Annotated in this window: 22 protein-coding genes; 13 read left to right on the top strand and 9 right to left on the bottom strand. The window is 74.4% G+C overall.

Going from position 1 to position 25,145, the window contains the following annotated elements; translation table 11 throughout:
• Positions 1 to 67: 67 nt before the first annotated feature.
• Positions 68 to 895, bottom strand: a complete 828-nt coding sequence (locus MQV74_RS37250; RefSeq protein WP_242727899.1) for a DeoR/GlpR family DNA-binding transcription regulator — start codon at positions 893 to 895, stop codon at positions 68 to 70.
• 174 nt (positions 896 to 1,069) lie between these two features.
• On the opposite strand from MQV74_RS37250, the gene MQV74_RS37255 reads away from it, so the two are divergent.
• Positions 1,070 to 3,460 carry a hypothetical protein gene (locus MQV74_RS37255; RefSeq protein ID WP_374120752.1) on the top strand — a complete coding sequence of 797 codons (2,391 nt, stop codon included), beginning with the start codon at positions 1,070 to 1,072 and terminating at the stop codon, positions 3,458 to 3,460.
• Here MQV74_RS37255 and MQV74_RS37260 read toward each other — a convergent pair.
• The 3 genes from MQV74_RS37260 to MQV74_RS37270 form a co-directional block, all read right to left on the bottom strand.
• Positions 3,420 to 5,822: a right-handed parallel beta-helix repeat-containing protein gene (locus MQV74_RS37260; RefSeq protein ID WP_242727900.1), complete on the bottom strand. Its 2,403-nt coding sequence runs from the start codon at positions 5,820 to 5,822 to the stop codon at positions 3,420 to 3,422. The genes MQV74_RS37255 and MQV74_RS37260 overlap by 41 nt on opposite strands.
• Before the next feature lie 132 nt (positions 5,823 to 5,954).
• Positions 5,955 to 6,560: an Rv1733c family protein gene (locus MQV74_RS37265; RefSeq protein ID WP_242727901.1), complete on the bottom strand. Its 606-nt coding sequence runs from the start codon at positions 6,558 to 6,560 to the stop codon at positions 5,955 to 5,957.
• Between the two features lie 515 nt (positions 6,561 to 7,075).
• Positions 7,076 to 7,528, bottom strand: coding sequence for a DUF6643 family protein (locus MQV74_RS37270; RefSeq protein ID WP_138964606.1), 453 nt, complete (start codon positions 7,526 to 7,528; stop codon positions 7,076 to 7,078).
• Positions 7,529 to 7,821: 293 nt separating this feature from the next.
• Here MQV74_RS37270 and MQV74_RS37275 point away from each other — a divergent pair, with 293 nt between their 5' ends.
• Positions 7,822 to 9,117 carry a TerD family protein gene (locus MQV74_RS37275; RefSeq protein ID WP_242727902.1) on the top strand — a complete coding sequence of 432 codons (1,296 nt, stop codon included), beginning with the start codon at positions 7,822 to 7,824 and terminating at the stop codon, positions 9,115 to 9,117.
• 40 nt (positions 9,118 to 9,157) lie between these two features.
• On the opposite strand, the gene MQV74_RS37280 is transcribed toward MQV74_RS37275, so the two are convergent.
• Entirely contained in the window at positions 9,158 to 10,339 is a 1,182-nt protein-coding gene (locus MQV74_RS37280; RefSeq protein WP_242727903.1) for a glycosyltransferase, read from the bottom strand.
• Positions 10,340 to 10,397: 58 nt separating this feature from the next.
• Here MQV74_RS37280 and MQV74_RS37285 point away from each other — a divergent pair, with 58 nt between their 5' ends.
• Positions 10,398 to 11,198: a glutamate racemase gene (locus tag MQV74_RS37285; protein ID WP_242727904.1), complete on the top strand. Its 801-nt coding sequence runs from the start codon at positions 10,398 to 10,400 to the stop codon at positions 11,196 to 11,198.
• 203 nt (positions 11,199 to 11,401) lie between these two features.
• On the top strand, positions 11,402 to 11,956 hold the full coding sequence (locus MQV74_RS37290; RefSeq protein ID WP_242727905.1) for a hypothetical protein: 555 nt from the start codon (positions 11,402 to 11,404) through the stop codon (positions 11,954 to 11,956).
• 33 nt (positions 11,957 to 11,989) lie between these two features.
• On the opposite strand, the gene MQV74_RS37295 is transcribed toward MQV74_RS37290, so the two are convergent.
• On the bottom strand, positions 11,990 to 12,976 hold the full coding sequence (locus tag MQV74_RS37295) for an O-antigen ligase family protein (protein ID WP_374120753.1): 987 nt from the start codon (positions 12,974 to 12,976) through the stop codon (positions 11,990 to 11,992).
• Positions 12,977 to 13,241: 265 nt separating this feature from the next.
• Between MQV74_RS37295 and lnt the strand changes: the two genes are divergently transcribed.
• The 5 genes from lnt to MQV74_RS37320 all read left to right on the top strand — a co-directional run bounded on the left by lnt (position 13,242) and on the right by MQV74_RS37320 (position 18,058).
• Positions 13,242 to 14,834 carry an apolipoprotein N-acyltransferase gene (gene lnt, locus MQV74_RS37300; RefSeq protein WP_242727907.1) on the top strand — a complete coding sequence of 531 codons (1,593 nt, stop codon included), beginning with the start codon at positions 13,242 to 13,244 and terminating at the stop codon, positions 14,832 to 14,834.
• Between the two features lie 10 nt (positions 14,835 to 14,844).
• Positions 14,845 to 15,318 carry an NUDIX hydrolase gene (locus MQV74_RS37305; protein WP_242727908.1) on the top strand — a complete coding sequence of 158 codons (474 nt, stop codon included), beginning with the start codon at positions 14,845 to 14,847 and terminating at the stop codon, positions 15,316 to 15,318.
• Between the two features lie 64 nt (positions 15,319 to 15,382).
• On the top strand, positions 15,383 to 16,150 hold the full coding sequence (locus tag MQV74_RS37310) for a hypothetical protein (protein ID WP_242727909.1): 768 nt from the start codon (positions 15,383 to 15,385) through the stop codon (positions 16,148 to 16,150).
• A 91-nt stretch (positions 16,151 to 16,241) separates the two neighbouring features.
• Complete coding sequence (locus MQV74_RS37315; protein ID WP_242727910.1) at positions 16,242 to 17,399, top strand: methyltransferase; 1,158 nt, start codon at positions 16,242 to 16,244, stop codon at positions 17,397 to 17,399.
• On the top strand, positions 17,396 to 18,058 hold the full coding sequence (locus MQV74_RS37320) for an alpha-ketoglutarate-dependent dioxygenase AlkB family protein (protein WP_242727911.1): 663 nt from the start codon (positions 17,396 to 17,398) through the stop codon (positions 18,056 to 18,058). Before MQV74_RS37315 ends, MQV74_RS37320 begins: the two co-directional genes overlap by 4 nt.
• A 13-nt stretch (positions 18,059 to 18,071) precedes the next feature.
• Here the strand turns inward: MQV74_RS37320 and dnaA are convergent, their stop codons facing one another.
• A complete protein-coding gene (gene dnaA, locus MQV74_RS37325; protein WP_242727912.1) occupies positions 18,072 to 19,850 on the bottom strand; it encodes a chromosomal replication initiator protein DnaA in 1,779 nt (592 codons plus the stop codon).
• 159 nt (positions 19,851 to 20,009) lie between these two features.
• On the opposite strand from dnaA, the gene MQV74_RS37330 reads away from it, so the two are divergent.
• A complete protein-coding gene (locus tag MQV74_RS37330; RefSeq protein WP_242727913.1) occupies positions 20,010 to 20,228 on the top strand; it encodes a hypothetical protein in 219 nt (72 codons plus the stop codon).
• 13 nt (positions 20,229 to 20,241) lie between these two features.
• Here MQV74_RS37330 and MQV74_RS37335 read toward each other — a convergent pair whose 3' ends face one another.
• Positions 20,242 to 20,970, bottom strand: a complete 729-nt coding sequence (locus MQV74_RS37335) for a 2OG-Fe(II) oxygenase (RefSeq protein WP_242727914.1) — start codon at positions 20,968 to 20,970, stop codon at positions 20,242 to 20,244.
• Positions 20,967 to 21,464 carry a methylated-DNA--[protein]-cysteine S-methyltransferase gene (locus MQV74_RS37340; RefSeq protein ID WP_242727915.1) on the bottom strand — a complete coding sequence of 166 codons (498 nt, stop codon included), beginning with the start codon at positions 21,462 to 21,464 and terminating at the stop codon, positions 20,967 to 20,969. The genes MQV74_RS37335 and MQV74_RS37340 overlap by 4 nt, the downstream gene beginning before the upstream one ends.
• A 352-nt stretch (positions 21,465 to 21,816) precedes the next feature.
• Between MQV74_RS37340 and MQV74_RS37345 the strand changes: the two genes are divergently transcribed.
• The 3 genes from MQV74_RS37345 (at position 21,817) to MQV74_RS37355 (ending at position 25,128) form a co-directional block, all read left to right on the top strand.
• On the top strand, positions 21,817 to 22,350 hold the full coding sequence (locus MQV74_RS37345; protein ID WP_242727916.1) for a hypothetical protein: 534 nt from the start codon (positions 21,817 to 21,819) through the stop codon (positions 22,348 to 22,350).
• A gap of 124 nt (positions 22,351 to 22,474) precedes the next feature.
• A complete protein-coding gene (locus tag MQV74_RS37350) occupies positions 22,475 to 24,505 on the top strand; it encodes an NADPH-dependent 2,4-dienoyl-CoA reductase (protein ID WP_242727917.1) in 2,031 nt (676 codons plus the stop codon).
• A 53-nt stretch (positions 24,506 to 24,558) separates the two neighbouring features.
• Entirely contained in the window at positions 24,559 to 25,128 is a 570-nt protein-coding gene (locus MQV74_RS37355; protein ID WP_242727918.1) for a PadR family transcriptional regulator, read from the top strand.
• The last annotated feature ends 17 nt before the right edge of the window (positions 25,129 to 25,145 follow it).

Raw genomic sequence — 25,145 nt, forward strand, 5'->3', positions numbered from 1 at the left:
GAACGAGTACGGTCACCTTAGACGAGCACGGTCGACAAGGGCAGGGACCGGCGGCCGCCGGGCGGCCTCAGGCCTCCTCGGCGCTCTCCTGCTCGCCCGCCACGACGAGCCGCAGCTGCTCGGAGACCTCCGCGCGGGCCTCGGCGGGCAGCCCCGCGTCGGTCACCAGCGTGTCCACCTGCCCCAGCGTGGCGAACGAACTCAGGCCCACCGTGCCCCACTTGGTGTGGTCGGCGACCACCACGACGCGGCGCGCGGACTGCACGAGCCGCCGGTTGGTCTCCGCCTCCGCGAGGTTCGGCGTGGACAGACCGGCGTCGGCCGCTATGCCGTGCACCCCGAGGAACAGCACGTCGAAGTGGAGCGCCGCGATCGCCTGGTCGGCGACCGGGCCGACCAGCGAGTCCGACGGCGTGCGCACCCCGCCGGTGAGGACCACCGTGGCGGCCCCCTGCCGCTGGCCCGAGCTGCGCTGCGCGGAGTGGAAGACGTCCGCGACCCGCACCGAGTTCGTCACCACCGTCAGGTCCGGCACGTCCAGGAGCTGATGCGCGAGCGCGTAGGTCGTCGTGCCGCCGGAGAGCGCGATCGCCGTGCCCGGGGCCACCAGGGCCGCCGCGGCCCGCGCGATGTCCTCCTTGGCGCTGAGCTCGAGCCCCGACTTGGCCTCGAACCCCGGCTCGTGCGTGCTCGCCTCCGCCACCGGCACCGCGCCGCCGTGGACCTTCTCCAGGACGCCCTGGCGCGCGAGCGCGTCCAGGTCGCGGCGGACGGTCATGTCCGACACGCCCAGCTTCCTGGTGAGTTCGTTGACCCGGACGCCACCGCGGCGGCGGACCTCGTCCAGGATCAGGGCACGGCGCTGCTCCGCGAGGAGGTGCTGATTCTCACTCACCTCAGGTCCGGCCCTTTCGCCTCGTCAAGCCCGTCATCAGGGTCGCCTCATCCTCGCATGCGCCACCAGTGGATAACGAAGGGGGAGATTACGTGACGGCGGGTGCGCGCGGCGCCCCGAGCCGGGATCCTTGGGTTCCGCAGTCAGCAGCGCACACCTCGGGGGAGCGGAACAGTGGAGCGCGCCACAGCGGGGCAGCCCGCCCCTGCGGAGGACCCGGCGTCCGGCCCGCCCGTACCGGCGGAGCGGATCGCCCTGGAACTCCTCGTCCACGGCGTCGGCGGCGCCACGCCGCAGGCGATGCTCGACGACCCGCGGACCGTCCGCGTCTCCGGCGACGGCACCGCCGCCGTCCACCGCCGCGCCGACGACGTGACGGCCGAGTCCCGCCCGGAGGACTACCGCGGCCGCCCCGTCCCGGAGGCCTACGTCTGGTCCAACCTCACCTCCGGCAACGGCTCCCGCGCCCTGTGGCTCCTGCTCCTGCCGTTCATGGTGGCCAACCTCGCCCACTGGATGCGCCCCACCGCGCGCCGCATGCGGCGCGCGGTCCGCGCGTACGGCCTCCTGGTGCGCCTCGTCGCCCTCAGCCTCACCGTGCTGCTCGTGGCCGCGGCCTGCGAGATAGCGGTCGACCTGCTGGCCTGGCAGTGCGCGGGCACCCGCGCGTGCGCGGCCGACCACTCCTGGCTCGGCTTCCTCGCCCCCGGTCCGGCCGGAGGCGGCGGCTGGTGGTCGCAGCCCGGTCGCCGCCTCGCCCTCGCCGCGGCCCTGCCCGCCGCCCTCACCGGCCTGCTCTGGTACCTGTCCCACCGCACCTGGAGCGCCTACGAGTCGCAGCAGCCGCTCCCGCACCAGCCGGACCCCGAGGAGGCCGCCCGCAACGCCCTCGGCAGGCCCGGCTTCTGGTACGGCCGCCGGATCGTCGCCCGGCTGCGCGCCGCCCACACGGCCGCGGGCCTGCTCACGGTCGCCGCCGCCGTGGGCGCGGCCGCCGCCCGCCACGACCGCCGCCCCGGCGGGTCCGCGCTCCTGGACGTCCTCGGCTGGGCCCTGCTGGCGGCCCTCGCCGGGTGCGGAGCCGTCGTGGTGGGCGTGGTGTGCCGCAGGGGCCGCAGCGAACACCGCGTCGACCGGCGGCTCGACCGCACCCTGGTGCGCCTGCTCCCGCTCACCGCCGTCGTCCTGCTCGTCCTCGCGGTCCTGTACGCCGGGTGGTCGCGCCCCGACTGGACCTCCACGGGCCGCCTTCCGGGCAACACGACCTTCGGCGGCATCGCCCTCGTCCAGGGCGCCCTGGTGCTCGCCCTCGCGGCCGTCGCCACCGGGCTCTACCGCGGGGCGCCCGACACGCGCACCGCCCTACGCGGTCTCGGCGGCCCCGCCGTGGCCATGCTGGCCTGCGCGCTCGGCGGCGTCATGTCCGGCGGCGGCTCGCAGCGCGTCGCCGACTGGCTGGACGGCAGGGGCGGCACGATCGACGGGCCGCCCGCCCTGCTGACCTGGCAGGCCTCGGTCATCCCGCCGCTGCTCGTGGTCGTCGCCGTGCTCTGCGCCGGGCTCGCCGTCGCCACCGCGCGGCGCCTGCGCGTCGAGCTCGCCCGGGTGCCGCGCGAGTACCCCGGCGAGCGCCCCGACACCGCCCGCACCCGCCGCATCGCCGCCAAGCGCGCCGGCGCCACCCTCACCGACCGGGCGCCCCTCATCGTCGGCGTCACCTCGGCCACGACGCTGCTGCTCGGGGCCGCCGCACTCGTCGGGGCCTGGGCGAGCGACGAGGTCCCCGGCGAGGCCGCCGAGGGCGCGCCCGCCTTCGTCGAGGGCACCGCGCAGACCGCACAGGCGCTCGGCTCCTGGCTGATCGGCTTCGGCTTCATACTGTTCGTCACCTGGAGCCGCCGCGCCTACCGCGACGCGTCCGCCCGCCGCACCATCGGCATCCTCTGGGACGTCGGCACGTTCTGGCCGCGCGCCGCCCACCCGTTCGCGCCGCCCTGCTACGCCGAGCGCGCCGTGCCCGACCTGACCTGGCGCATGGACACCTGGACCCGCGCGACGGGCGGCCGCCTCGTCCTGTCCGGCCACTCCCAGGGCAGCGTCCTCGCCGCCGCGGCGGCCTGGCAGCTGCTGCCGTCCGTGCGCAGACGCGTCGCGCTGCTCACCTACGGCTCACCGCTTGAGCGCCTGTACGGCCGCTGGTTCCCCGCGCACTTCGGGCCCGCCGCGCTCAGCTGCCTGCACCGCGAGGTCGACTGCTGGCGCAACCTGCACCGCGCCACCGACCCCATCGGCGGCCCGGTGCGGCTGCACGGCGACTGCGGCCCGCAGGTCGACCGCGCCGCGCTCAAGGACCCGCTCGCCTACGGCCGCACCGCCGAGCACCCGCTGCCCGCGCCCCTGCTCGGCCACGGCGACTACCAGGCCGACCCCGCGTTCGCCGAGGAGCGGACCCGGCTGCTCGCCCGGCTCAGGCCCGCCGTGCCGCGCCCCGCGGCCGCTTCGCCGCCGCGCCCCGCACCGGCTCCTACACCAGCTCCGGAAGGTCATCCGGATACAGCAGGGTGAGCTCGTCGGTGCTCGGCGCCGCCACCTGCGCGACGCGGCCCGCGTGCCGCTCCACCATCGCCTCGAACGTCTGCCGCGCGGTACGGCCGTTGCCGAACGTGGGGCCCTTCGGGAGGGCCGTGAAGTACTTCAGGAGCGCCTCGGCGGTGCCCGTGCCGAGCGTGTACTCGTGCTCCTCCGCCTGCTGCTCGACGATGCGCAGGAGTTCCTCGGCGTCGTAGTCGCCGAACGTGATGGTGCGCGAGAAGCGGGACGCCACCCCGGGGTTGACGGACAGGAAGCGGTTCATCTCCTCGGTGTAGCCCGCGACGATCACCACGACCGCCTCGCGGTGGTCCTCCATCAGCTTCACGAGCGTGTCGATGGCCTCCCGGCCGAAGTCGCGCCCGGAGTCCTCCGGCGAGAGCGCGTACGCCTCGTCGATGAACAGGACACCGCCGCGGGCCTTCTGGAACGCCTCCTGGGTGCGGATCGCCGTCGAGCCGATGTGCTCGCCCACCAGGTCCACGCGCGACACCTCGACCAGATGACCGCGCTCCAGGACGCCGAGCGCGGCCAGGATCTCGCCGTAGAGCCGGGCCACGGTGGTCTTGCCCGTGCCGGGGGAGCCGGTGAACACCAGATGGCGGCGGACCGAGGCGGCCTTCAGGCCCGCCTCCTGGCGCCGCCGACCCACCTCGATCATGTCGGTGAGCGCCCGCACCTCGCGCTTGACGCTGTCCAGGCCCACCAGCGTGTCGAGTTCGCCGAGCACCGCCTTGGAGGTGCGGGAGGACTGCGGCGCGGGCGGCGCGGGCGGCTGCTCGGTGACGCGCGGCTCGGGCACCGCGCCGAGCAGCCCCGTGGACTGCGTGGCCGTCTGCACGATCGGCTCGGGCGCGGCGGGCCGCACGCCGGCGCTCTCGTCGCTGGTGCAGTCCTCGACGAGCGGGCCGTCCTCCGCGAATTCGTAGCCGCCGCGCGCGCACCGCTCGGTGCGGCAGCGCTTCAGCGTCGTACGGCAGCCGTCGAGGACGTGGAAGCCGTAGCCGCCGCTGTCGACGACCTTGCAGCGGTGGAAGCTGCCGCGCCCGCCCGCGGAGACGTAGAAGCCCGCCTCGGCCGGGGAGGTGACCGTGCACCGCTCGATGGTCGGATCGGCGCCCTTGGTGACGATCACGCCCGTCTGCGTGCCGTCCACGGTGCAGTCCGCGAGGACGCCGCCGCTGCCGTGGTCGCGGAACCACGCGCCGGTGGCCGCCTCCCGGATGCGCACGTCGTCGAGCTGGGCGGTCGCGCCGTCGCTCACCGACACCGCCGTGTTGCGCACCTGCGTCAGGTCGCTGTCTATGACGTCGACGCGCGAGCCCCGGTCGAGGACGAACAGCGCGTCCGGCACGTCGTGCACCCGGCACGACTCCAGGACGGCCGTCGCCCCGTCGCTGACCCACACCGCCGGGTAGTCGCCCGTGCTGTCGTGGATCTCGCACTGGTTGGCGTCCACGCGGGTGCCCGGGTCCCACACCGACAGGCCGTTGCGGCCGAACTCGCGCACCGTGGTGCGCGTCAGCGTGAGGACCGAGCGCGAGCGCAGGTCGACCGCGTTCTCCGGGATGTCGTGGATGCGGCAGTCGGCGAGGGTGAGGACCGCGTCCGTGTCGAGCGTGACGCCGTCGGACGTCGTGCGGTGCACCGCGCAGTCCGTCAGGTGCGCCGTGGCGCGCGCGGTGATCTGCACGCCCGCACCCTTGACCTCGTACACCTCGCAGCCGACGGCCTCCAGGCCGCTGTACTCGCCGGTCACCGACAGGCCCGCGCCCGAGGTGTGGTGCACCCGGCAGCGCTCCAGGCGCGGATGCCCGCCGCCGCGCACCGCGACCCCGGACTGGCCCGCCGCGACGACCTCGCACTCCTCGAACACCCCGCCGCCGCCGTCGAGTACGGCGATGCCGATGCCGCCCGCGTTGTCGACCGTGCAGCGGCGCAGGGTGGGCCGGGCGCCGCCGCGGACCTCGATGCCGGCCGCCGAGCGCGTCATCACCCGGAGGTCCGTGAGCTCCGGCGCCCCGTCCTCGACGAGCAGCGCGGGCGCGGCCGAGTCCTGGCCCTCGATGTGCAGGTCCTGGACGACGGCGGAGGCCCGCACCGTCAGGGGCACGCCGTCGGCCGGCGCGATGCGCACCGAGCCGGGGGAGCCCTCGGGGCCGCGCAGCGTCACCGCCCGCTGGACGACGAGGTTCTCGCGGTACGTCCCCGGGGCCACTGTCAGGACGTCCCCGTCGCCCGCGGCCTCCAAGGCGGCGGTCAGCGATGCGTACTCTCCCGTGCGGCGCCGCCACCGCGACGTACCGGTGTGCGTCACCTGGACCGTGCCCTGTGCCATGGAGTTGCTCTGCCCCCACCTCGACGTACGCGGGACCCCGCGCCCGCGCGCGAGGAGGCCGAAGAGTCGGCCCGCTCCACCGTAGCGCGCGCGACGCGGGGGAGTTGACCTGATGGGCAGGCTCTCACCAGCTCAGGCGCCGGTACCCGTCTTGCCCCAGTCCGGGCCCGCCTGCTGCCAGGCCTGCTCCCAGCGGGCGTAGCGCCGCCGGACGACGCGCCACAGGAGCAGCCGCCGGGCGCCCTCGACGAGGCCGGCGCTCGCGAGGGCGGCACCGAATCCGGCGAGGGCCGCGTGGGTCGTCGCGGTGGCCGGGTCGAGCGGGCGGCCGACGACCCGGCCGGTGCGGTCGGTCCAGACCGTGAACCGGTCGCCGGGGTGCGGTGACTTGAGGCCGGACGCGACCGTGCCCGCGTGGCCCGAGCCGTCCGGCCCCTTCCAGTGGGCGAGCACGCGGCGGTGCGCGTCCCGCGCGGAGGACGTCTCCGGGTCGGGGTCGAGGGGCGGCTGGTCGAGCTTCTTCAGGACGGTGGCCGTCACGACGTGGCGGGCCGCGCGCTGGGCCTCCACCGAGCGCAGCAGCGCGTCGTTGGTCAGACTGCCCGTCACGGCGCCGACCACCGGCGCCCCGACGACGATGAGGACGAGCGCGACGAGCGCCGCCCAGGCCTCGGCGAGGTCCGTCGCGCGGCGCAGTGGATTGCGGCGCCAGCGCCAGAGTCCGGCGATCGCTCGCACGGTCCTGCACCCCCTTCCGCGTCCGTCACCACGGCCTTAACCGCGGACGGCCCGGCTCACGCATGGGACACGAGAACCGAGGATGACATCGGCCTGTTTCCCGTCGCTTTCCGGACTCGTCCCGACGGGGCCCGACAGCGCTTGCACCGGCGCCTTTCCACCGGTCCCGATGGTCCCCACCGAACCTCAACGGCCTTGCCCCGCCTTCGAGTTCCCCACGACCGTCCTGTTCATTCGGGGATCTTCGGAGGGTCACCGATACGGATGGCGCCGGTCGCCCGCGGGACGAAGTCCGCCCGGGCGGGGAGATGCGGGCCCCGCACATCAGGCCGAAAACGGTTCCCGGGCGCTCCGGCCGTGTGCGCGCATACGAAAGTCGCCGTCGACCCATGGGTCGACGGCGACTGCCAGGCGTGCCCCCCGGACGCCTGCGGCGGATGAACGTGGAGCGGTCGAACGGCGGACCCGGCGCGCGGCCGTGCTGTCAGTGGTCGCTGACGGTCGGTCGCGGCCGGTCAGTAGCCCCGGTACTGCTGCCGGTTGTACGGGTCCTCGTGGGGCGCGGGCGCCGGGCGGGGCGCCGCGGGGCGCATCGCCTCATAGCCCGTCGTGGTCCCCATGGGCCGCTGCTGCTGCGGGCCCGGATAGCCGCGGGGCGGACCCGCCTGCTGCGGGATGTACGGCGCCGGGGCCTGTTGCAGCGGTGCGGGCTGCGGGGCGGGCGCGTAGCCGTACGCGGCGTTCGGAGGAGCGGCCATCGAGGGCCCGGAGGGCGCCGACGGCAGGGCGGGCAGCGCGGGCGGCAGGGCCGGGAGGTGGCTGCCCGTGTCATAAGGGGACGGGTTCACCCGGATCGGGGCGATCTGCGGGGTGCCCCGCTCGGCGACCAGAGAGTCGTAGATCGGAGTGTCCGGGAAGGACGGCGCGGAGTAGTAACCGCCGCCATAGGTGGAGCGGGGGGAGGTCATGCTCCATAAGTTAAGCCCTTGATGTGCTGGTTGGGGAGACCGATAAGAGGGTTGTTTGCCGTGTTGCCCGTGCCTTCGGACCCCCAATGCGAGCGAACCTGGGAAAATCGGTCGCGCGGCAGCGTAGGGATCCTGTAAAAGGCGGGGATCTGGGGGGTTACCGGTGGTCGACCGGCGGTTGACGCGGAGCGATGTCCGGGTGGGCCTGTGCGCGTCCGCGAATGCCAGGTAATAGGTTGGGCGGGAACGGAACGGCGGTCCTGCCGGGCCCGGCACTGGTGATGGGGGCAGACATGTCTATGGCCAAAGGTTCGAATGTTCCCGTGGGGGCAACTGCCGTACGGGTCGAATTGGGCTGGGGTTCCGGACCCGGAGTTCCGGACGCCGACGCGTCCGCCCTGCTGCTCGCGGACTCCGGAAAGGTGCGCTCGGACGCGGACTTCGTCTTCTACAACCAGGCGACGCACGCCTCGGGCGCCGTGCGCCACGAGGGCAAGCGGACCGCGGGCGGCACCGTGACCGACGCGCTCGTCGTCGACCTCGCGCGCGTGGAGCCCGCCGTCGAGACGGTGGTCCTCGCCGCGTCCTCGGACGGCGGCACGTTCGGCAAGGTGCCCGGTCTGCACATCCGGGTCCTCGACGCCGCGAGCGGCGCGGAGATCGCGCGTTACGACAGCGCCGACGCGAGCGTGGAGACGGCGTTCGTCCTCGGCGAGCTCTACCGGCGCCAGGGCGCCTGGAAGTTCCGCGCCGTCGGCCAGGGCTACAGCAGCGGCCTGGAGGGCCTGGCGACGGACTACGGCATCACGGTGGACGAGCCCCAGCAGACGGCCGCGCCGACCCCGCCCCCGGCCGCGCCGGTGGCGCCGCCCGCGCCCGCCCCGGCCCCGCCCGTGACCGCGCCCGCCCCCGTCACGCCGCCCCCGCCGGCCGCCGCCCCCGCCCACCCCGTGCGCCTGACCAAGGTCACGCTCACCAAGGAGGCGCCCACGGTCTCCCTGACCAAGCAGGGCGGCACCTCGGGCGCGCTGCGCGTGAACCTCAACTGGGAGGTGCGCAAGCAGTTCAAGGGCTGGGCCAGCAAGCTCGGGCGGGCCGTGGCGATGCACGCCGACCTGGACCTCGACCTGTGCGCGCTGTTCGAACTGGCCGACGGGCGCAAGGGAGTCGTCCAGGCCCTCGGCAACGCCTTCGGATCCCTCCACCAGCCGCCGTACATCCTCCTGGACGGCGACGACCGCACCGGCGCCGTGTCGACCGGTGAGAACCTCACCGTCAACCTCGACCGTACGCAGGACTTCAAGCGCATGGTCATCTTCGTGACCATCTACGAGGGCGCGCGCAGCTTCGCCGACCTCAACGCGACGGTCACGCTGACGCCGCAGCACGGCGCGCCGATCGAGTTCTCCCTGGACGAGTGCACGGTGCCGTCGACGGTGTGCGCCCTGGCGCTCATCACGAACCAGGGCGGCGAGCTCGTCGTCCAGCGCGAGGCCCGCTATCTGGTGCCCGAGCGCGGCGTGAGCCCGCAGCGCACCATCGACTACGCGTATGGCTGGGGCATGAACTGGACGCCCGGCAGGAAGTGACGTCCGACGCCGGCGCCTCCCGGTACGCGGCAGGCGCCGGTCAGGGCCGCGAGTCGGGAGCCGCCTCCGGGGCGGCCCCGTACGTCCGGCCCTTCCACGCGGCGCCGCGCCCCCGGTAGTGCCGCACCGCCGAGTCCACCGTCATCAGCAGGTACAGGAAGGCCGTGCCGGGCAGCGTGAGCGCGAGCCACAGCGGCTGGCGGTAGTAGCGCAGCATCGGCAGATACGTCGCCGTCATGACGAGCCAGGCGAGGCCGCCGACGACCGCGGCGGTGGTGTCGCCCGCGGCCAGGCCCACGGCCAGGGCGACGGGCGGCACCAGGTAGATCACGGCGAGCCCCGCGACCGTCCCGAGGAGCACCGCCGGGTTGTGGCGCAGCTGGGCGTAGGCGCTGCGCGCCACCATCCGCCACAGGTCCGCGAGGGCCGGATAGGGGCGCACGCTGTCGACGCGGTCGGCGAGTCCCAGCCAGATGTGCCCGCCGCTCCGCTTGACCGCCCGCGCGAGGGCCACGTCGTCGATCACCGCGTGCCGGATGGCGTCCGGCACCCCCGCCCGCGCGGCGGCGTCCGCGCGCAGCAGCACACAGCCCCCGGCCGCGGCGGCGGTCCGCCCGTCCCTGCGCGCGATCCAGCGGAACGGGTACAGCTGCGCGAAGAAGTAGACGAACGCGGGGACGACCAGGCGCTCCCACGCGCTGGCCACGCGGAGCCGGGCCATCTGCGACACCAGGTCGAAGCCGCCGGACTCGGCGGCGGCCACCAACTCCCGCAGGCTGTCGGGCTCATGGGCGATGTCCGCGTCGGTGAGCAGCAGGTACTCCGGCTCGTGCGCGCGGGCCAGGCCGATGCCGTGCCGCACCGCCCACAGCTTGCCCGTCCAGCCCGCGGGCGGTTCGCCCGGCGAGCCGACGGTCAGCGCGAGGCCGCCGTGCCGCTCGGACAGCTCGCGCGCGAGAGCCCCGGTGCCGTCGGTGCTGCCGTCGTCGACGAGGAACACCTCGGCCCGCCCCGGATAGTCCTGGGCGAGCAGCGACGGCAGGCTGGCGGGCAGCACCTCGGCCTCGTCCCGAGCGGGGACGACGACACCCACCGCCGGCCACCGCTCCGGCTCGCGCCGGGGTGGCAGGCGCAGGTCCGTGCGCCAGAAGAAGCCCTGTCCGACCAGTAGCCACAGCCACGCGGCGAGCGAGGCGACGGAGATCCACACAACGGCACTCACCCGCCGCAGTCTGCCCCACGGTGACCGGGTCGTACGGCCGATCGACTAAGGTGACCGGGTGAAGATCGCGCTCATGGACTCCGGCATCGGACTGCTCGCCGCGGCGGCCGCGGTACGGCGCCTGGCACCCGGCGCCGATCTCGTCCTCTCCTCGGACCCCGACGGCATGCCCTGGGGTCCCCGCGACACGGCGGACCTCACGGAGCGGTCCCTCGCGGTCGCCGCGGCCGCCGCCGCGCACCGCCCGGACGCGCTGATCGTGGCCTGCAACACCGCGACCGTGCACACGCTGCCCGCCCTGCGCGCCCGCTTCGAGCCGGAACTGCCGGTCATCGGCACCGTCCCGGCGATCAAGCCCGCCGCGGCCGGGGGCGGACCGATCGCCATCTGGGCCACCCCCGCCACCACCGGCAGCCCCTACCAGCGCGGCCTCATCGAGGAGTTCGCCGACGGCGTCGACGTCACCGAGGTGCCCTGCCCCGGTCTGGCCGACGCCGTGCAGTGGGCCGACGAGGACGCCATCGACCGGACGATCGCGGCGGCCGCCGCCCTCACGCCGCCCGGGGTAAGGGCCGTCGTCCTGGGCTGCACCCATTACGAACTGGTCGCGGAGCGCATCCGCGCCGCCGTGCAGGGAGCGGACCGGACGCCGCTGGTCCTGCACGGCTCGGCCGGCGCGGTCGCCGCCCAGACGCTGCGCCGCATCGGCGAGGTGCCCGGCGCGCGCCCGGCGGCCGGGGACGGCCACGGCGGCGTCCGCGTGCTCCTCAGCGGGCGCGAGGCCGCGCTGCCGCCCGCCGCCCTGACGTACGCCGAAGGACGCCTCCTGGCGTCGGCGAGCCCGGCCCTGAAGGGCTGAGACCGGCCGTCCGGCCCGGGACGGCGGCCGAAGGGGGGCCTGTCCTGGCCGACGGCTGACCCATCCCGTGCGGCCCAGCGAGCGGAACGCGCCCTGCCGGGCGCCCCTCACCTCGGCGAACCTGGTGTTCGGGGGGTCCGGCCGGAGAGGTAACTCTCCGGGACGCGGTGCCATCGCCGCGGATCGTGAGTAACCTCGACTCCATGACGGACCATGCCCACGGCGAGCGGGCTGCCGCCGAGGATCAGCCCGAGATCTGGACCGGACGCGCGTCCAACCGCGTCCAGTGGCTGCTGGCCTGCGCCGGCGCCGCCTGCCTCGCGCTGGGCATCGACCTGGCCGTGGAGACGCTGTGGCCCTCGGGCGTCCTGCCGCTGGTCATGGCCATCGTCGGCTGCATCGCGGTCGGTCTGCTGATGCTCTTCGGCACGCTGGCGTTCGTCCACGTCGCGGTGAAGGTCGACAAGGAGTGCATGGAAGTGCGCTGCGGCCACATCGGCGTACCGCGCCGCCGCATCCCGCTCTCGCACGTCGTCGGCGCCGACTTCGCGCCCGCCGTCACCCCGCGTCACTGGGGCGGCTGGGGCTACCGCTGGCGGCCGGAGCAGGGCACCGCCGTCATCGTGCGGCGCGGCGAGGGCGTCGTCCTGCAACTCGGCGACGGCCACAAGTTCACGGTCACCGTGGACAACGCCGAGAGCGCGGTCCGCGTCATCCGCGACCACCTGCGGCCGACCCGCCCCACGCCGACGGTCTGACCGACCGGGCGCGCCCCTCCTGAGGCGGCCGGGCTACCCGCCCTCGTCCTCCCCGCCCTCGGGCAGCGGCCGTGCCGTCGCGAGCCCCGCGAGCAGGCCCGCGCCCGCCGTCACGGACGTCACGCTCAGCGCGTTGCCCAGCGTGGCCACCGCCGCGACGGCGGTCAGGGCCGCGCCCGCCGTCAGGACGACCGCGGTGGAGCGCGGCGAGCGCCACAGCGCGAACAGGACCCAGCCGAAGGCCGCCGTGAGCAGCACGACTCCGGTGAAGCCCTGCTCGGCGGCCTGCTGGAGCAGCGCCGAGTGCGGTTTGCCGTCCGGGAGCAGGCCCTCCATCACGGTCGGTGACGCGTCCCCGAACCGCCCCGGGCCCACCCCGAAGGCCGGATGCGTGCCCGCCAGCTCCCCGGCGTCGCGCCACAGACCCACCCGGTGCGGGCCGAGCTGGCCCTCCAGGGAGGCGGTCAGGCCGCGGGGAAGCACGTCCTCGGCGACGGCCCAGGACGCCCCGGCCACCAGCGCGGCGGCGAGGGCGAATCCCGCGAGGCCGAGGGGCCTGCGGGCCAGGGGCCCCGCGAGCGAGCACAGCAGGATCCCGGCACAGGCGAGGAAGCCCGCAGTGGAGCCCAGCAGCGCCGCACAGCACACGACACCGACGGCGGCCAGGCGCAGACACAGCCGGAGCGCGGGACCGCGCGCCGCCCACGCCGCACAGCAGACCGCGCCCGCCGACAGGCTCAGGAGCGCGGCGGTGGCGCCGATGGGACCGAGCGGTGAGGAGCTGGCGGGTCCTGGCGTGACGTGCGGGGCCGCGGCGGCGAGGCAGACCCCCGCGAGGGCCCCGGCGCACGGGGTCGCCACCGGCAGGAGCGCCCCGGCGATGCGCCCGCCCGCGTACCCGGCGGCGACCGCGAGGATCGCGAGCAGCACGCCGTCAGGACGACCGCCGCCGACCGCCGAAGTGATCAGCGCCCAGGCCGCGCACGCCGCGAGGATCGCGAGACCGCTCGCGTCGGCCACCCCGTGCCGCTCCCCGGTCCGCTCGGCCGTCACCGCCCCCGTCGACCCCAACCCGCCCCCCGATGTCCGCGGGCCCCCGACGGCGTGGCAGCGTGTTCCAGCCGCACGTCAGGGACTGCGGCACACCGTAGCGGCTGATGGCGTCGGTTGTGGATGTCTTGCGCAGAAACGATCTAGTAAATGTGTGGAAGGGGCACGTGGGACGCCCGTGCGCAGGGGTCGACCGCGCTGTCCGCGCCCAGGTGGCGGGCCGTAGACTCCCCGAGTGACCGCCACCACCGCTCCCACCGAGACGTCGGAGCAGACCGAACCGCAGCCCGGACCGGAAACCCGCGCGGAGCGGGTACGGCGACGGCTGATTCCGGCCGTCGCCGCGGTGCTCTCCGGCGTCCTGCTCTACCTCAGCTTCGCGCCGCGCGAGCTGTGGTGGCTCGCGCCCTTCGCGTTCGCGCTGCTCGGCTTCGTCCTGCACGGCCGGAGGGCCGGCTCCGGGTTCCGCCTCGGCCTGCTGATGGGGCTCGGCTACTTCGTGCCGCTCCTGTCCTGGACGGGTGTCGACGTGGGGCCGCTGCCGTGGCTCGCCCTGGCCGTCGCCGAAGCGCTGTTCATCGGCCTCGCGGGCCTGGGCATCGCCGCGGTGTCGCGCCTTCCGGTGTGGCCGGTGTGGGCCAGTGGGGTGTGGCTCCTGCTGGAGGCGGCGCGGGCGCGCTTCCCCTTCGAGGGCTTCCCGTGGGGCAAGGTCGCCTTCGGCCAGCCCACCGGTCTCTTCCTGCCCCTCGCCGCGCTCGGCGGGACGCCGCTGCTCGGCTTCGCCGTGGTCCTGAGCGGCTTCGGGCTCGCCGACGTCGTGCGCCGCCTGAGGGCCGCGCCCCGCGCGCGGGACCGCGCCGTGCTGACCGCGGCCGCGCTCACCGTCGCACCCGTGGCCGCCGGTGCGGCCGCGCTGCCGCTGGTGTCCACCGCGGCGGAGCACGGCACCGCCACGGTCGCCGTCATCCAGGGCAACGTGCCGCGCATGGGCCTGGACTTCAACGCCCAGCGCCGGGCCGTGCTCGACCACCACGTCCGGGAGACGCTGCGCCTGGCCGCGAAGGTCAAGGCGGGCAGGGCCGAGCAGCCCGATCTGGTCCTGTGGCCGGAGAACTCCTCCGACATCGACCCGTTCGTCAACGCCGACGCCTATGCGGAGATCGACAAGGCGGCGAAGGCCATCGGCGCCCCCGTCTCCGTGGGCGCCGTCGTCGGGGCGAAGGACGGCAAGCCCCGCAACCGGCAGATCCTCTGGGACCCGAGGACGGGCCCCGGCGCCTCGTACGACAAGCGGCACCTCCAGCCGTTCGGCGAGTACATGCCCTACCGGAGCTTCTTCCGGATCTTCAGCTCCGACGTCGACCGCGCCGGTGTCTTCCAGCCCGGGACGAAGCCGGTCGTGTTCGACATGGCGGGCACCGAGGTCGGACCCGTGACCTGCTACGAGGCGGCGTTCGACGACGTGGTCCGGGACCAGGTCGACAAGGGCGCGCAGATCCTGTCCGTGCCGAGCAACAACGCGACGTTCGAGCGCAGCCAGATGACGTACCAGCAGCTGGCCATCGACCGGGTGCGGGCCGTCGAGCACGGACGGGCCGTGATGGTGCCGGTGACCAGCGGGGTGAGCGCCGTGATCCGCCCGGACGGGACGGTCGCCCAGCGCACCGGGATGTTCACCGCGGAGTCGCTCGTCGCGGAGGTGCCCAAGCGCAGCTCGCTGACGCCCGCGACGCGGCTCGGTATCTGGCCGGAGGTGTTTCTGGCCGGTCTGGGAGTGGCCGGAATCGGCTGGGTCATCGCGCGCAGGCGGGCGGGCACCGGCAGTTAGGCTGCTGATCATGGCTACTCCAGACTTCATCAAGACCTTGCGTGCCGACGTGGGCCACCAGCTGCTGTGGCTCCCGGGAGTGACCGCGATCGTCTTCGACGACGAGGGCCGGGTGCTCCTCGGACGGCGCGCCGACAACGGCAAGTGGTCGGTGATCGGCGGCATCCCGGAGCCCGGGGAGCAGCCCGCCGAGTGCGCCGAGCGGGAAGTCTTCGAGGAGACGGCCGTGCGGTGCGTGGCCGAGCGGGTGGTCCTCGTGGAGACCCTGGAGCCCGTCACCTACCCCAACGGCGACGTCTGCCAGTTCATGGACATCACCGTCCGCTGCCGGGCCGTGGGCGGCGCGCCCCGCGTCAACGACGACGAGTCCCTCGAAGTCGCCTGGTTCGCCCTGGACCGGCTTCCCGACGAGCTGCACGAGACCGGCCTGTTCCGCATCAAGCAGGCCATGGCGGACGGGCCCACCTGGTTCGCGCGCGGCTGAGCCGCGCCCGCACGCCCCGTGGTGGCCGCACCGGACAGCGTGTAGCCTGCACGGACATTGACGGATGCTCTCCGCGCGGCGCCTCCGCGGCGTCGCCGAACCACTGAGGCAGGGACGGGAGTTGGGGCGGAAGGGCTATGGCGTCGTGCTGCGGGGGCTCGCCTGCGCGCTCCTCGCCTGGCAGGTCTGGCTCGTGTGGCACCTGAGCACGTACGACGCCACGAGCGCCGGGTGGTCCTGCTACGACGACGTGGGCTGCGGCAGCGACCAGCTGGTGGCCCTGGCGCCGGAGCTCGGCATCGGCGCGGACGTGCTGCTCGGCTTCCTCGCCGCCCGGTTCCTGCACCGCGCGACCGTCGGCGTGCTGATCGCGCTCAGCGCGCTCGCCGCCGCCGTGGGCTGGTACGACGCGCTGGCCGACGGCCGCGTCGCGTACGACACGGTCACCGACTACATGCTGCTCGCACCGGTCGGACGGCACTCCGTCGCGGCCTGGCTGACGTTCCTGTGGTCGGTGGCGGCCGTGGGCGGGCTCCTCGCGGTGTGGGGCGCCGTCGTGAGCCTGCGCAGGACGGCCGCGCTGCGCCGGGTGCGGGCCGGGTTCGCCACGGCCGAGGCCCGGTTGGAGGGCTGGCGGCCGGTGCGCGGCAGGCGCGGCGAGGTCACCGTCGTCTTCCACGACCGGCGGGGCGCGCGCCACGCCGTGCCGGTGGTCGTGGACCGCGTGGCCCTGGACCGGCCCGTCCTCGCGGTGTACGACACCGAGCGTCCGGCCGACCCCGAGCGCACCCGGGTCGCCGTGCCCCGGCAGCGGCTGCTCCGCTCCTCCTGAGGCGGTCCGCCCCACGACGACCGGCGGCCCGGCGCGTTCGCCGGCGGCCGGGTCCGCGCCGCCGCGCGCGGCCCAGTAGCCTGAGGGCACGATGAACCGTTTGAGCACGTCATGGGGCGCGTACGACCTCACACGCTTCCCGGAGGACCCCCGCGACCAGCTGCGGGCCTGGTCCGCCGCCGACGCCTATCTGCTGCGCCACCTGGCGGGAGAGGAAGGCGGTGCGCCGGTCGCCCTCGACGGCGCCGTGGCGGTGATCGGCGACCGCTGGGGCGCGCTGACCACGGTGCTCGCCGCGCACCGGCCGATCCAGATCACCGACTCCTTCCTCGGCAGGCAGGCGACCCTCGCCAACCTGGAGCGGGCCGGGCACGCCCCGGACCCGACCCGGCTGCTCACGACGCGGGACGCGCCGCCGGAGCGGGTGGACGTGCTCCTGGTCCGGGTGCCCAAGAGCCTCGCGCTCCTGGAGGACCAGCTGCACCGGATCGCCCCGTCCCTGCACGCGGGCACCGTCGTCGTCGGCACCGGCATGGTCACCGAGATCCACACCTCGACCCTCGAACTCTTCGAGCGGATCATCGGCCCGACCCGCACCTCGCTGGCCCGGCAGAAGGCCCGTCTGATCCACACCACACCGGACCCGGAGCGGGTCCACGGCAGCGGTCCCTGGCCGCGCCGGTACGTCCTGCCCGCCGACTCCGGGGCGGGCGCGGGCCTGACCGCCGTCAACCACGCGGGCATCTTCTGCGCCGACCGCCTCGACATCGGCACCCGGTTCTTCCTCCAGCACCTGCCCGCGAGCCACGGCGACGCCCACGTCGTGGACCTGGGCTGCGGCAACGGCGTGCTCGGCACGGCCGCGGCGGTCGCCAACCCCGAAGCCCGGGTCACGTTCGTGGACGAGTCGTACCAGGCGGTCGCCTCGGCAGAGGCCACGTTCCACGCCAACTCGGCCGCCGCGAAGGCGGAGTTCCTGGCCGGGGACGCGCTGACGGCGATGCCCGCCGCGTCCGTGGACCTCGTCCTGAACAACCCGCCCTTCCACAGCCACCAGGCCACGACCGACGCGGCGGCCCAGCGCATGTTCCGCGGGGCCCGTGCCGCGCTGCGGCCCGGCGGTGAGCTGTGGGTCGTCGGCAACCGCCACCTCGGCTACCACGTGCGGCTCAAGCGCCTCTTCGGCAACGTCGAAGTCGCCGCGAGCAACCGCAAGTTCGTGATCCTGCGGGCGGTCCTGCGCCCATGACCGACGAGCTGTTCCCGCGCGAGCGCGGCGAGGTGGCCCCGGGCGCGGTGCACGTGCCCGGCTGGCTCGGCCCCGACCGCCAGCGGGAGCTCCTCGCCGCCTGCCGGGCCTGGGCGCGCCCGCCCGCGGGCCTGCGCACCGTCCACCTGCCGGGCGGCGGCACGATGACCGCCCGGCAGGTGTGCCTGGGCCGGCACTGGTACCCGTACGGCTACGCGCGCACCGTCGTCGACGGCGACGGCGCACCCGTGAAGCCCATGCCCGCCTGGCTCGCGGAGCTGGGGCGCGCCGCGGTGCGGGACGCGTACGGGGACCGCGGCGCGGACGGGGGCGCCGCGCCCGCGTACGACATCGCGCTCGTCAACTACTACGACGCCGACGCCCGCATGGGCATGCACCGCGACAGCGACGAGAAGTCCGACGCGCCGGTGGTGTCGCTGAGCATCGGGGACGCGTGCGTCTTCCGGTTCGGCAGCACCGAGACGCGCTCGCGGCCGTACACGGACGTCGAGCTGCGCAGCGGTGACCTGGTGGTGTTCGGCGGCCCGTCCCGCCTCGCGTACCACGGCGTGCCGCGGATCCACGCGGGTACGGCGCCGCCGGGGCTTGGCCTGACGGGGCGGCTGAACGTCACGCTGCGGGTGAGCGGGCTCGGCTGAGGCGCCGCCCCGGTCAGTCGGCCAGTTCGTCGGCGGCGTCCTTGATCCGCAGGGTGAGTTCGGTGATCTGGTTGTAGATGGAGCGGCGCTCCGCCATCAGCGCGCGGATCTTGCGGTCCGCGTGGTCCACGGTGCTCGGGTCGCTCCGCTTGAAGAGCTCGCGGATCTTCGGCCGTGACATGTCGGTCAGTTCGCAGCACAGGTACATGGCGATCTGGCGTGCCGTCACCAGGACCCGGCTGCGGGACGTGCCGCACAGCTCGCCCTCCGCCAGGCCGAAGTAGTCGGAGGTCACGGTGATGATCAGCTGCCCGACGCGCTCCCCGCGCGACGGCCCGCGGTCGGGGACCAGGTCCTTGAGGACGATCTCGGTCAGGCCGAGGTCCACCGGCTGCCGGTTGAGGTGGGCGAACGCGGTCACCCGGTTCAGGGCGCCCTCCAGCTCGCGGATGTTGCGCAGGGTGCGGGAGGCGATGAACTCGAGCACCTCCGGCGGGGTGTCGAGCCCGTCCGCGGCGGCCTTGCGGCGCAGGAGCGCGACGCGCGTCTCCAGCTCGGGCGGCTGGACGTGGGTGATCAGGCCCCACTCCAGACGGCTGCGCATCCAGTCCTCGAGGTTCGGCAGCTGCTTGGGGGGCCGGTCGGAGGACAGCACGATCTGCTTTCCGGCCTCGTGGAGCGCGTTGAAGGTGCGGAAGAACCCCTCCCGCGTCGCCCTGTGGTGCATCAGGAAGTAGATGTCGTCGACCAGCAGGACGTCCGCGTTCCGGTACTCGCCCTGGGGCTTGAAGTCCTCCGCGTGCACGTACCGGACGCGGAGGCCGGGGTGGAGGGCGAGGACGTGGTGCGCGGTGGCGTGCAGCAGGTGCGTCTTGCCGATCCCCGAAGTGCCGTAGATGTACAGGGGGTTGTACGCCCGGCCGGGCCGCTTGGCGGCGGCCAGGGCGGCCGCGTTGGCGAAGCGGTTGGAGTCGCCGACGATGAAGGTGTCGAAGACGAAGCCGGGGTTGAGCCATCCCGGGTGGGTCTTCCCGCCGGGCGTACGGGGGCGCGCCCGGGGCGGTGCCTCCGCGCCGGGGGCGGTGTCCAGGAAGCCGCCCTCGGGCTCGGGGCGGGGTGCGGTGTCGTCGTCCTGCCAGTTCTCCTCGGCCGTGATCAGCTGGCGCTCCAGCTCCTCGCAGCGCTCCTCCGCCTCGACGCGGCGGGCGTGGGCGTCGCGGAGCTCCTCGCCGAGCGCCTCCACCTGCTGGATGAGGGACTGCCGTTCCCTGCGGAGCCCGGCGAGCTGGTCCTCGTACAGTTCGAGCACCGTGTCCGTGTCGGCGTGCTCGCGGCTCTGGTGCGCCCGCAGCTGTCCGATCTGTACCTCCAGGTCCGCCGCGCGGTGTTGCGTGTCGACCAACGCCCCTTCGAGCGCCCGGACCAGCGCCGCCGAGCGGGTGGACTGCCGGTCGGCCTCGGCCAGTTGGTCCTCCAGGAGCTGGACCCGGTGGAGCGGGGAGCCGCTGTGGGCCAGTGCCTCGCGGTGCAGCCGGCGGAGCAGTTCCATGGCCTCGGGGGTGGGCGTGCGGCCCTGGTGCTCGGCGACGTCGTGGAAGAGGGAGTTGATGAACTCCCAGGTGGGGATGCGGGTCCCGTTGAGGAAGCGGGACAGGGACCCGGCGTCCCAGCTCCGCCGGGCCGCGTACCGGCGAACGCTGAGCCCGAGCCCGTCGAAGAGGGCGCGCAGCGCCTCGGCGAGCGCCCGTGACTCGTCGGGAAGTTCCCCGCCGAGCGGCACCAGGCTGCCCATGTCCCCTCCCTGTGTTCCCTGTCGGCTGCTGTCGCTCGGTGTTGCGACACGTGGCAACTGTGCCGCCTAGCGCAACACCCCGCACCCCCAACAGCCTGATTGCTGCCTGACAAGACATCAGGCGGCAGTCGGGACAAGAGATTTCGGAGAGGCTCAGCGATGCACCTTCCACGACGGCGAATCGATCTCGTCGTATTCCTCGCGGTCCTGGGGACCGGAGTCGTCCTCGTCCGGTGCGGGATCGAGGCCGAGGCGGTGTCCACGGTCGCGATCGGGCTCTCCACGCTGTACGCCGCCTGGCAGCGCCAGGACGGCACGCCACGGACCCCGGACGAGCGGGAGGCGACTGACCCGCGCGCGTCCGAACGCCGTGAGTAGCCGCGCGGGGGCCCTAGGCCAGGTGGAACACCAGGCCCAGCGAGCGCCGCAGGCCCGAGCGGACCGTGCTCACGCCGTGCCGGACCGGGGCCGCCGACCAGCCGCGGGCGGAGCGCACCGGGCGGTCGCGGGTGGTGAAGACCAGGCCGTGCCCCTGCGGGAGCACGGTGACGGTGCCCCGTGACTGGGCCCGGGGGCGCTGTTCGACGAGCAGGAACTCGCCGCCGGTGTAGTCGTCGCCGTGGACGTCGAGGCCGATGACGACCTGGAGCGGGAAGACCAGGTCGCCGAAGAGGTCGCGGTGCAGTGCGTTCCAGTCGCCGGCCTCGTACCGCAGCAGGATCTGCGAGGACTGGGACTGGCCCGCCGCGCGGCATCTGTCGAGCCACTCGTCGAGGCTGTCGGGCCACGGGGCGGGGCGGCCGAGGCGGGCCGCCCAGTCCCGGGCGATCGGCAGGAGCGCGGGGTAGAGGGCGGCGCGCAGCTCCGCGACCGGGCGCGGCAGGTCGTGGCCGAAGTAGCGGTACTGGCCGGAGCCGAAGCGGTGCCGGGCCATGTCGACGGTCTTGCGGAACAGCTCCGTCTCGTCGTACAGGGCGGCGATCGACCGGCACGCGTCGGCGTCCAGGAGCCGGGGGGTGAGGGCGCAGCCGTGGGCGTCGAGCTCGGCGGCGGCACCGGCCCAGTCCGTGGCGGCGACCCGGGCGGCGGGCCCGGCGGTGGCGGGCGCGGCCCCGGTCATGCCGCCTCCAGGTCCAGGAGCCGGCGCTTGCGGTCCAGGCCGCCCGCGTAGCCGGTCAGCGAGCCGTCCGCGCCGATCACGCGGTGGCAGGGGCGCACCACGAGCAGCGGGTTGCGGCCGATGGCGGTGCCCAGGGCGCGGACGGCGGCGCGCGACAGGCCGAGCCGCGCGGCGAGCGCCCCGTACGTGGTGGTGGTGCCGTACGGCACGGAGTCCAGGGCCTCCCAGACCCTGCGCTGGAAGTCCGTGCCGGACCCGGTGGCGTACTCGACGTCGAACCGAGTGAGCGCGCCCGCGAAGTACGCGCGCAGCTGGTCGGCGATGGCGGCGAAGGCCTCGTCGTCGCGGACCCAGCCGTCCCGGACGGCCGCGGCGCCCTTCTGCCCCGGCATGGAGAGCGACGCGAGTGCCGTGCCGCCCTTGGCGGTGGCCGAGGGCTCGCCGACGAGCAGCAGTTCGCCCAGCGGGCTGTCCAGGGTGGTGTAGACGGTCATCGCGCCTGTCCTCTCCGAGGGGTCCGGGATCGCCTCCGGTGGCTCGGAGGGGATCGGGGGAGCGTGTCCCTGTGATCAGTCTGCGTCGCGCGCGAGGGCGCGGCTGGCGGTTTTCGGACACGGCGCTTGCGGGGTCCCCCGCACGTCGGAGGACCGGCGGCCGAGCGCGGTGCCGAGGACCCGCGCGGCGCGGGCCGCCGGGGGTGCCGCGGTGGTCCGCGGCGGCGGCGAGAAGTCATCGGTCACGCGTGCGCCCGGGGATAACCTGCCGCTCCGGCCGGTAGTGATCAAGTGGGGAAAGGGTCCGAGGGGCAGCTCGTTCTAGCCTTGTGCCGACCGAAGGGTGGGGATGATGGACGTACCGAACGTCGTCGGGGACTGGCAGGAGTACCAGTCCGACGAACTGGCAGGGCTGCGCGTGCGGGTGCACGGCCTCAAGCGGGCCACTCCCAAGCGCGGCCGGGACGATGACGCCAAGGGCCTGACCTACGTCGCCTTCGACGTCACCTTCGAGAACCGCGGTTCCGAGTTCGTCACCATCGATCTGCACGACCATCCGTGGCACTTCGACGTGCGCGTGGGCCGGGACGGCCACGGCGCGTTCGTCGACGAGTACGGCTCGGTGGTCATCCGGGACTTCAATCTGTATCCGCAGCGCCGCGTCACGGCGACCCTCTACGCGGCGGCACCCGTGACCAAGCTCAAGCAGGTGGACGTCCAGGTCAGCCCGCGCCTCGACGGCGAGCCGTCGTTCGGCTACGTGTGGGTGGGCGGCCTCGGGGTGCACGAGGCGTCGACGCGCGCGGGCGCCAGGGCGTCCACGGCCAAGGCCGGCGTGGCCAGCGAGGTGGAGCGGTTCCTGCAGGACAACGCGCAGGGGGAGTGAGGGGCGGCGGACGGCCGTCGGGTGTGAGCTGCGTCCCGCCCATTGTGCAACTAGTTGCATAAGGGGTGGGGCTGGCCTACAACTGTCCTGACGACTTCGCGCACCCGTGGACGAAAGAGGCCGCATGGACTCCCCGAGCCGCTACCCGCATCTGCTCAGCCCGCTCGACCTGGGCTTCACCACGCTGCCCAACCGGGTCCTCATGGGCTCCATGCACGTGGGTCTCGAAGAGGCGCCGGGCGGGTTCGCGCGCATGGCCGAGTTCTACGCGACCCGGGCGCGCGGCGGCGTCGGCCTCATCGTCACCGGCGGCATCGCGCCGAACGAGGAGGGGCGCCCCTGGGAGGGCGGCGCCAAGCTCACCACCGAGGCCGAGGCCGAGCAGCACGCGCCGATCACCGCCGCCGTGCACCGCGAGGGCGGCCGGATCGCGATGCAGATCCTGCACTTCGGGCGGTACGCCTACCACGCGGACCTGGTCGCGCCGAGCGCGCTCCAGGCGCCGATCAGCCCGTTCCCGCCCCGCGCCCTGACGGACGACGAGGTCGAGCGGACCATCGAGGACTTCGTCCGCACCGCCGAACTCGCCCGGCACGCGGGCTACGACGGCGTCGAGATCATGGGCTCCGAGGGCTATCTGATCAACGAGTTCATCGCGGCCCCCACCAACCGGCGCACCGACCGCTGGGGCGGCGCCTACGAGAACCGCATCCGCTTCCCCGTCGAGATCGTGCGGCGCACGCGCGAGCGCCTCGGCGACGACTTCATCATCGTCTACCGCCTGTCCATGCTGGACCTCGTGCCCGGCGGCTCCACGCTCGACGAGGTCGTTCTGCTCGCCAAGGAGATCGAGGCCGCGGGCGCCAGCATCATCAACACCGGCATCGGCTGGCACGAGGCCCGCGTGCCCACCATCGCGACGTCCGTGCCGCGCGGCGCCTACACCTTCGTCACCCAGAAGGTCATGGGCGAGGTGTCCGTGCCGCTGGTGACGACCAACCGCATCAACACCCCCGAGCTCGCCGAGCAGTTGCTCGCCGACGGCGCCGCCGACATGGTCTCCCTGGCCCGCCCGCTGCTCGCCGACCCGGACTTCGTGGCCAAGGCGCGCCAGGGGCAGCCCGACGCCATCAACACCTGCATCGGCTGCAACCAGGCCTGCCTCGACCACACCTTCAACCTCCAGATCACCTCCTGCCTGGTGAACCCGCGCGCCTGCCACGAGACGGAGCTCGTCCTCGCGCCGACCCGCCGCACCAAGCGCGTCGCCGTCATCGGCGCGGGCCCCGCCGGGCTCGCCTGCGCCGTCTCCGCCGCCGAGCGCGGCCACGACGTGACGCTCTACGACGCCGCGGCCGAGATCGGCGGCCAGCTGAACGTGGCCCGCAAGGTCCCCGGCAAGCAGGAGTTCGACGAGACGCTGCGCTACTACCGCACCCAGCTCGACCTGCGCGGCGTGGACGTGCGGCTGAACACCCACGTCACGGTGGACCGGCTCACCGGCGCCGGGTACGACGAGGTCGTGGTCGCCACCGGCGTCACGCCCCGCACCCCGGACATCCCCGGCGTCGACCACCCGAGCGTCGTCGGCTACCTGGACGTGCTGCGCGACGGCGCGCCCGTCGGTGACCGGGTCGCGATCGTCGGCGCGGGCGGCATCGGCTTCGACGTCGCCGAGTACCTCACCGACAGCGGCGACAAGGCCGCCCTGGACCCGGCGACGTACTTCAAGCACTGGGGCGTCGACATGGACTACCGGGAACGCGGCGGGCTCGCCGCGCCCGAGCGGCCGCTCTCGCCGCGCACCGTCCACCTCGTCCAGCGCAAGACGTCCAAGGTCGGCGGCGGCCTCGGCAAGACCACCGGCTGGATCCACCGTGCCGAGCTGCGCCACCGAGGCGTCGAGATGGTCGCGGGCGCCCGCTACGACCGCATCGACGACGAGGGCCTGCACCTCACGGTCGACGGCGCCGCGCGCACCATCCCCGTGGACACGGTCGTGCTGTGCACCGGCCAGGAGCCCCGGCGCGACCTGTACGAGGCCCTGCTCGCCGCGGGGGTGAACGCGCACCTCATCGGCGGCGCCGACGTCGCGGCCGAGCTGGACGCCAAGCGCGCCATCAAGCAGGGCACGGAGCTGGCCGCCGCGCTGTGAGCGGGGCGGGCGCGGCCGGACGCCCGGCCGCGCCGCGTCCCTAGGATGCCCGCATGTCACTGCCGCACGCGATCCTCACCGCCCTGCTGGAGAAGCCGTCGTCGGGCCTGGAGCTGACCCGGCGCTTCGACCGGTCCATCGGCTACTTCTGGTCCGCCACGCACCAGCAGATCTACCGCGACCTCGGCAAACTGGAGCGGGACGGGCTGATCCGCGCGCTGCCCGCCGCGACGGCGAGCCGCGGCCAGAAGAAGAGTTACGAGGTGCTGCCCGAGGGCCGCGCCGAGCTGTCCCGGTGGACCGCGGCGAGCCAGGACCCCAAGCCGATGCGCGACGCGCTGCTCCTGCGGCTGCGGGCGGCGGCCGTCGTCGGCACGGCAGGCATCGAGGAGGACCTGCGCCGCCACCTCGCGCTCCACCGGCGCCAGTTGGCGGAGTACGAGGAGATCGAGCGCCGCGACTTCCCGCCCGGCAGCGACGCGGTCGAGGACCGGCTGCGCCACCTGGTGCTGCGGGCCGGGATCGACCTGGAGACGTTCTGGACGCAGTGGCTGGCCCGGGCGCTCGACGAACTGGCCGCGCCCCGGCCCGACGGCCGCTCGGCCCGCGCGGCTGAGGCGTGACCCGGTCAGGTCCCGTC

This window comes from Streptomyces sp. AN091965 (assembly GCF_022698285.1).
Taxonomy (GTDB): domain Bacteria; phylum Actinomycetota; class Actinomycetes; order Streptomycetales; family Streptomycetaceae; genus Streptomyces.

Bases quoted from the DNA above. Each gene is read 5' to 3' on its own strand.
- MQV74_RS37260 (WP_242727900.1), bottom strand. From the start codon at position 5,822: ATGGCACAGGGCACGGTCCAGGTGACGCACACCGGTACGTCGCGGTGG.
- MQV74_RS37270 (WP_138964606.1), bottom strand. From the start codon at position 7,528: ATGACCTCCCCCCGCTCCACCTATGGCGGCGGTTACTACTCCGCGCCG.
- MQV74_RS37275 (WP_242727902.1), top strand. From the start codon at position 7,822: ATGTCTATGGCCAAAGGTTCGAATGTTCCCGTGGGGGCAACTGCCGTA.
- MQV74_RS37290 (WP_242727905.1), top strand. From the start codon at position 11,402: ATGACGGACCATGCCCACGGCGAGCGGGCTGCCGCCGAGGATCAGCCC.
- MQV74_RS37305 (WP_242727908.1), top strand. From the start codon at position 14,845: ATGGCTACTCCAGACTTCATCAAGACCTTGCGTGCCGACGTGGGCCAC.
- MQV74_RS37310 (WP_242727909.1), top strand. From the start codon at position 15,383: ATGCTCTCCGCGCGGCGCCTCCGCGGCGTCGCCGAACCACTGAGGCAG.
- MQV74_RS37315 (WP_242727910.1), top strand. From the start codon at position 16,242: ATGAACCGTTTGAGCACGTCATGGGGCGCGTACGACCTCACACGCTTC.
- MQV74_RS37320 (WP_242727911.1), top strand. From the start codon at position 17,396: ATGACCGACGAGCTGTTCCCGCGCGAGCGCGGCGAGGTGGCCCCGGGC.
- dnaA (WP_242727912.1), bottom strand. From the start codon at position 19,850: ATGGGCAGCCTGGTGCCGCTCGGCGGGGAACTTCCCGACGAGTCACGG.
- MQV74_RS37330 (WP_242727913.1), top strand. From the start codon at position 20,010: ATGCACCTTCCACGACGGCGAATCGATCTCGTCGTATTCCTCGCGGTC.
- MQV74_RS37335 (WP_242727914.1), bottom strand. From the start codon at position 20,970: ATGACCGGGGCCGCGCCCGCCACCGCCGGGCCCGCCGCCCGGGTCGCC.
- MQV74_RS37340 (WP_242727915.1), bottom strand. From the start codon at position 21,464: ATGACCGTCTACACCACCCTGGACAGCCCGCTGGGCGAACTGCTGCTC.
- MQV74_RS37345 (WP_242727916.1), top strand. From the start codon at position 21,817: ATGGACGTACCGAACGTCGTCGGGGACTGGCAGGAGTACCAGTCCGAC.
- MQV74_RS37350 (WP_242727917.1), top strand. From the start codon at position 22,475: ATGGACTCCCCGAGCCGCTACCCGCATCTGCTCAGCCCGCTCGACCTG.
- MQV74_RS37355 (WP_242727918.1), top strand. From the start codon at position 24,559: ATGTCACTGCCGCACGCGATCCTCACCGCCCTGCTGGAGAAGCCGTCG.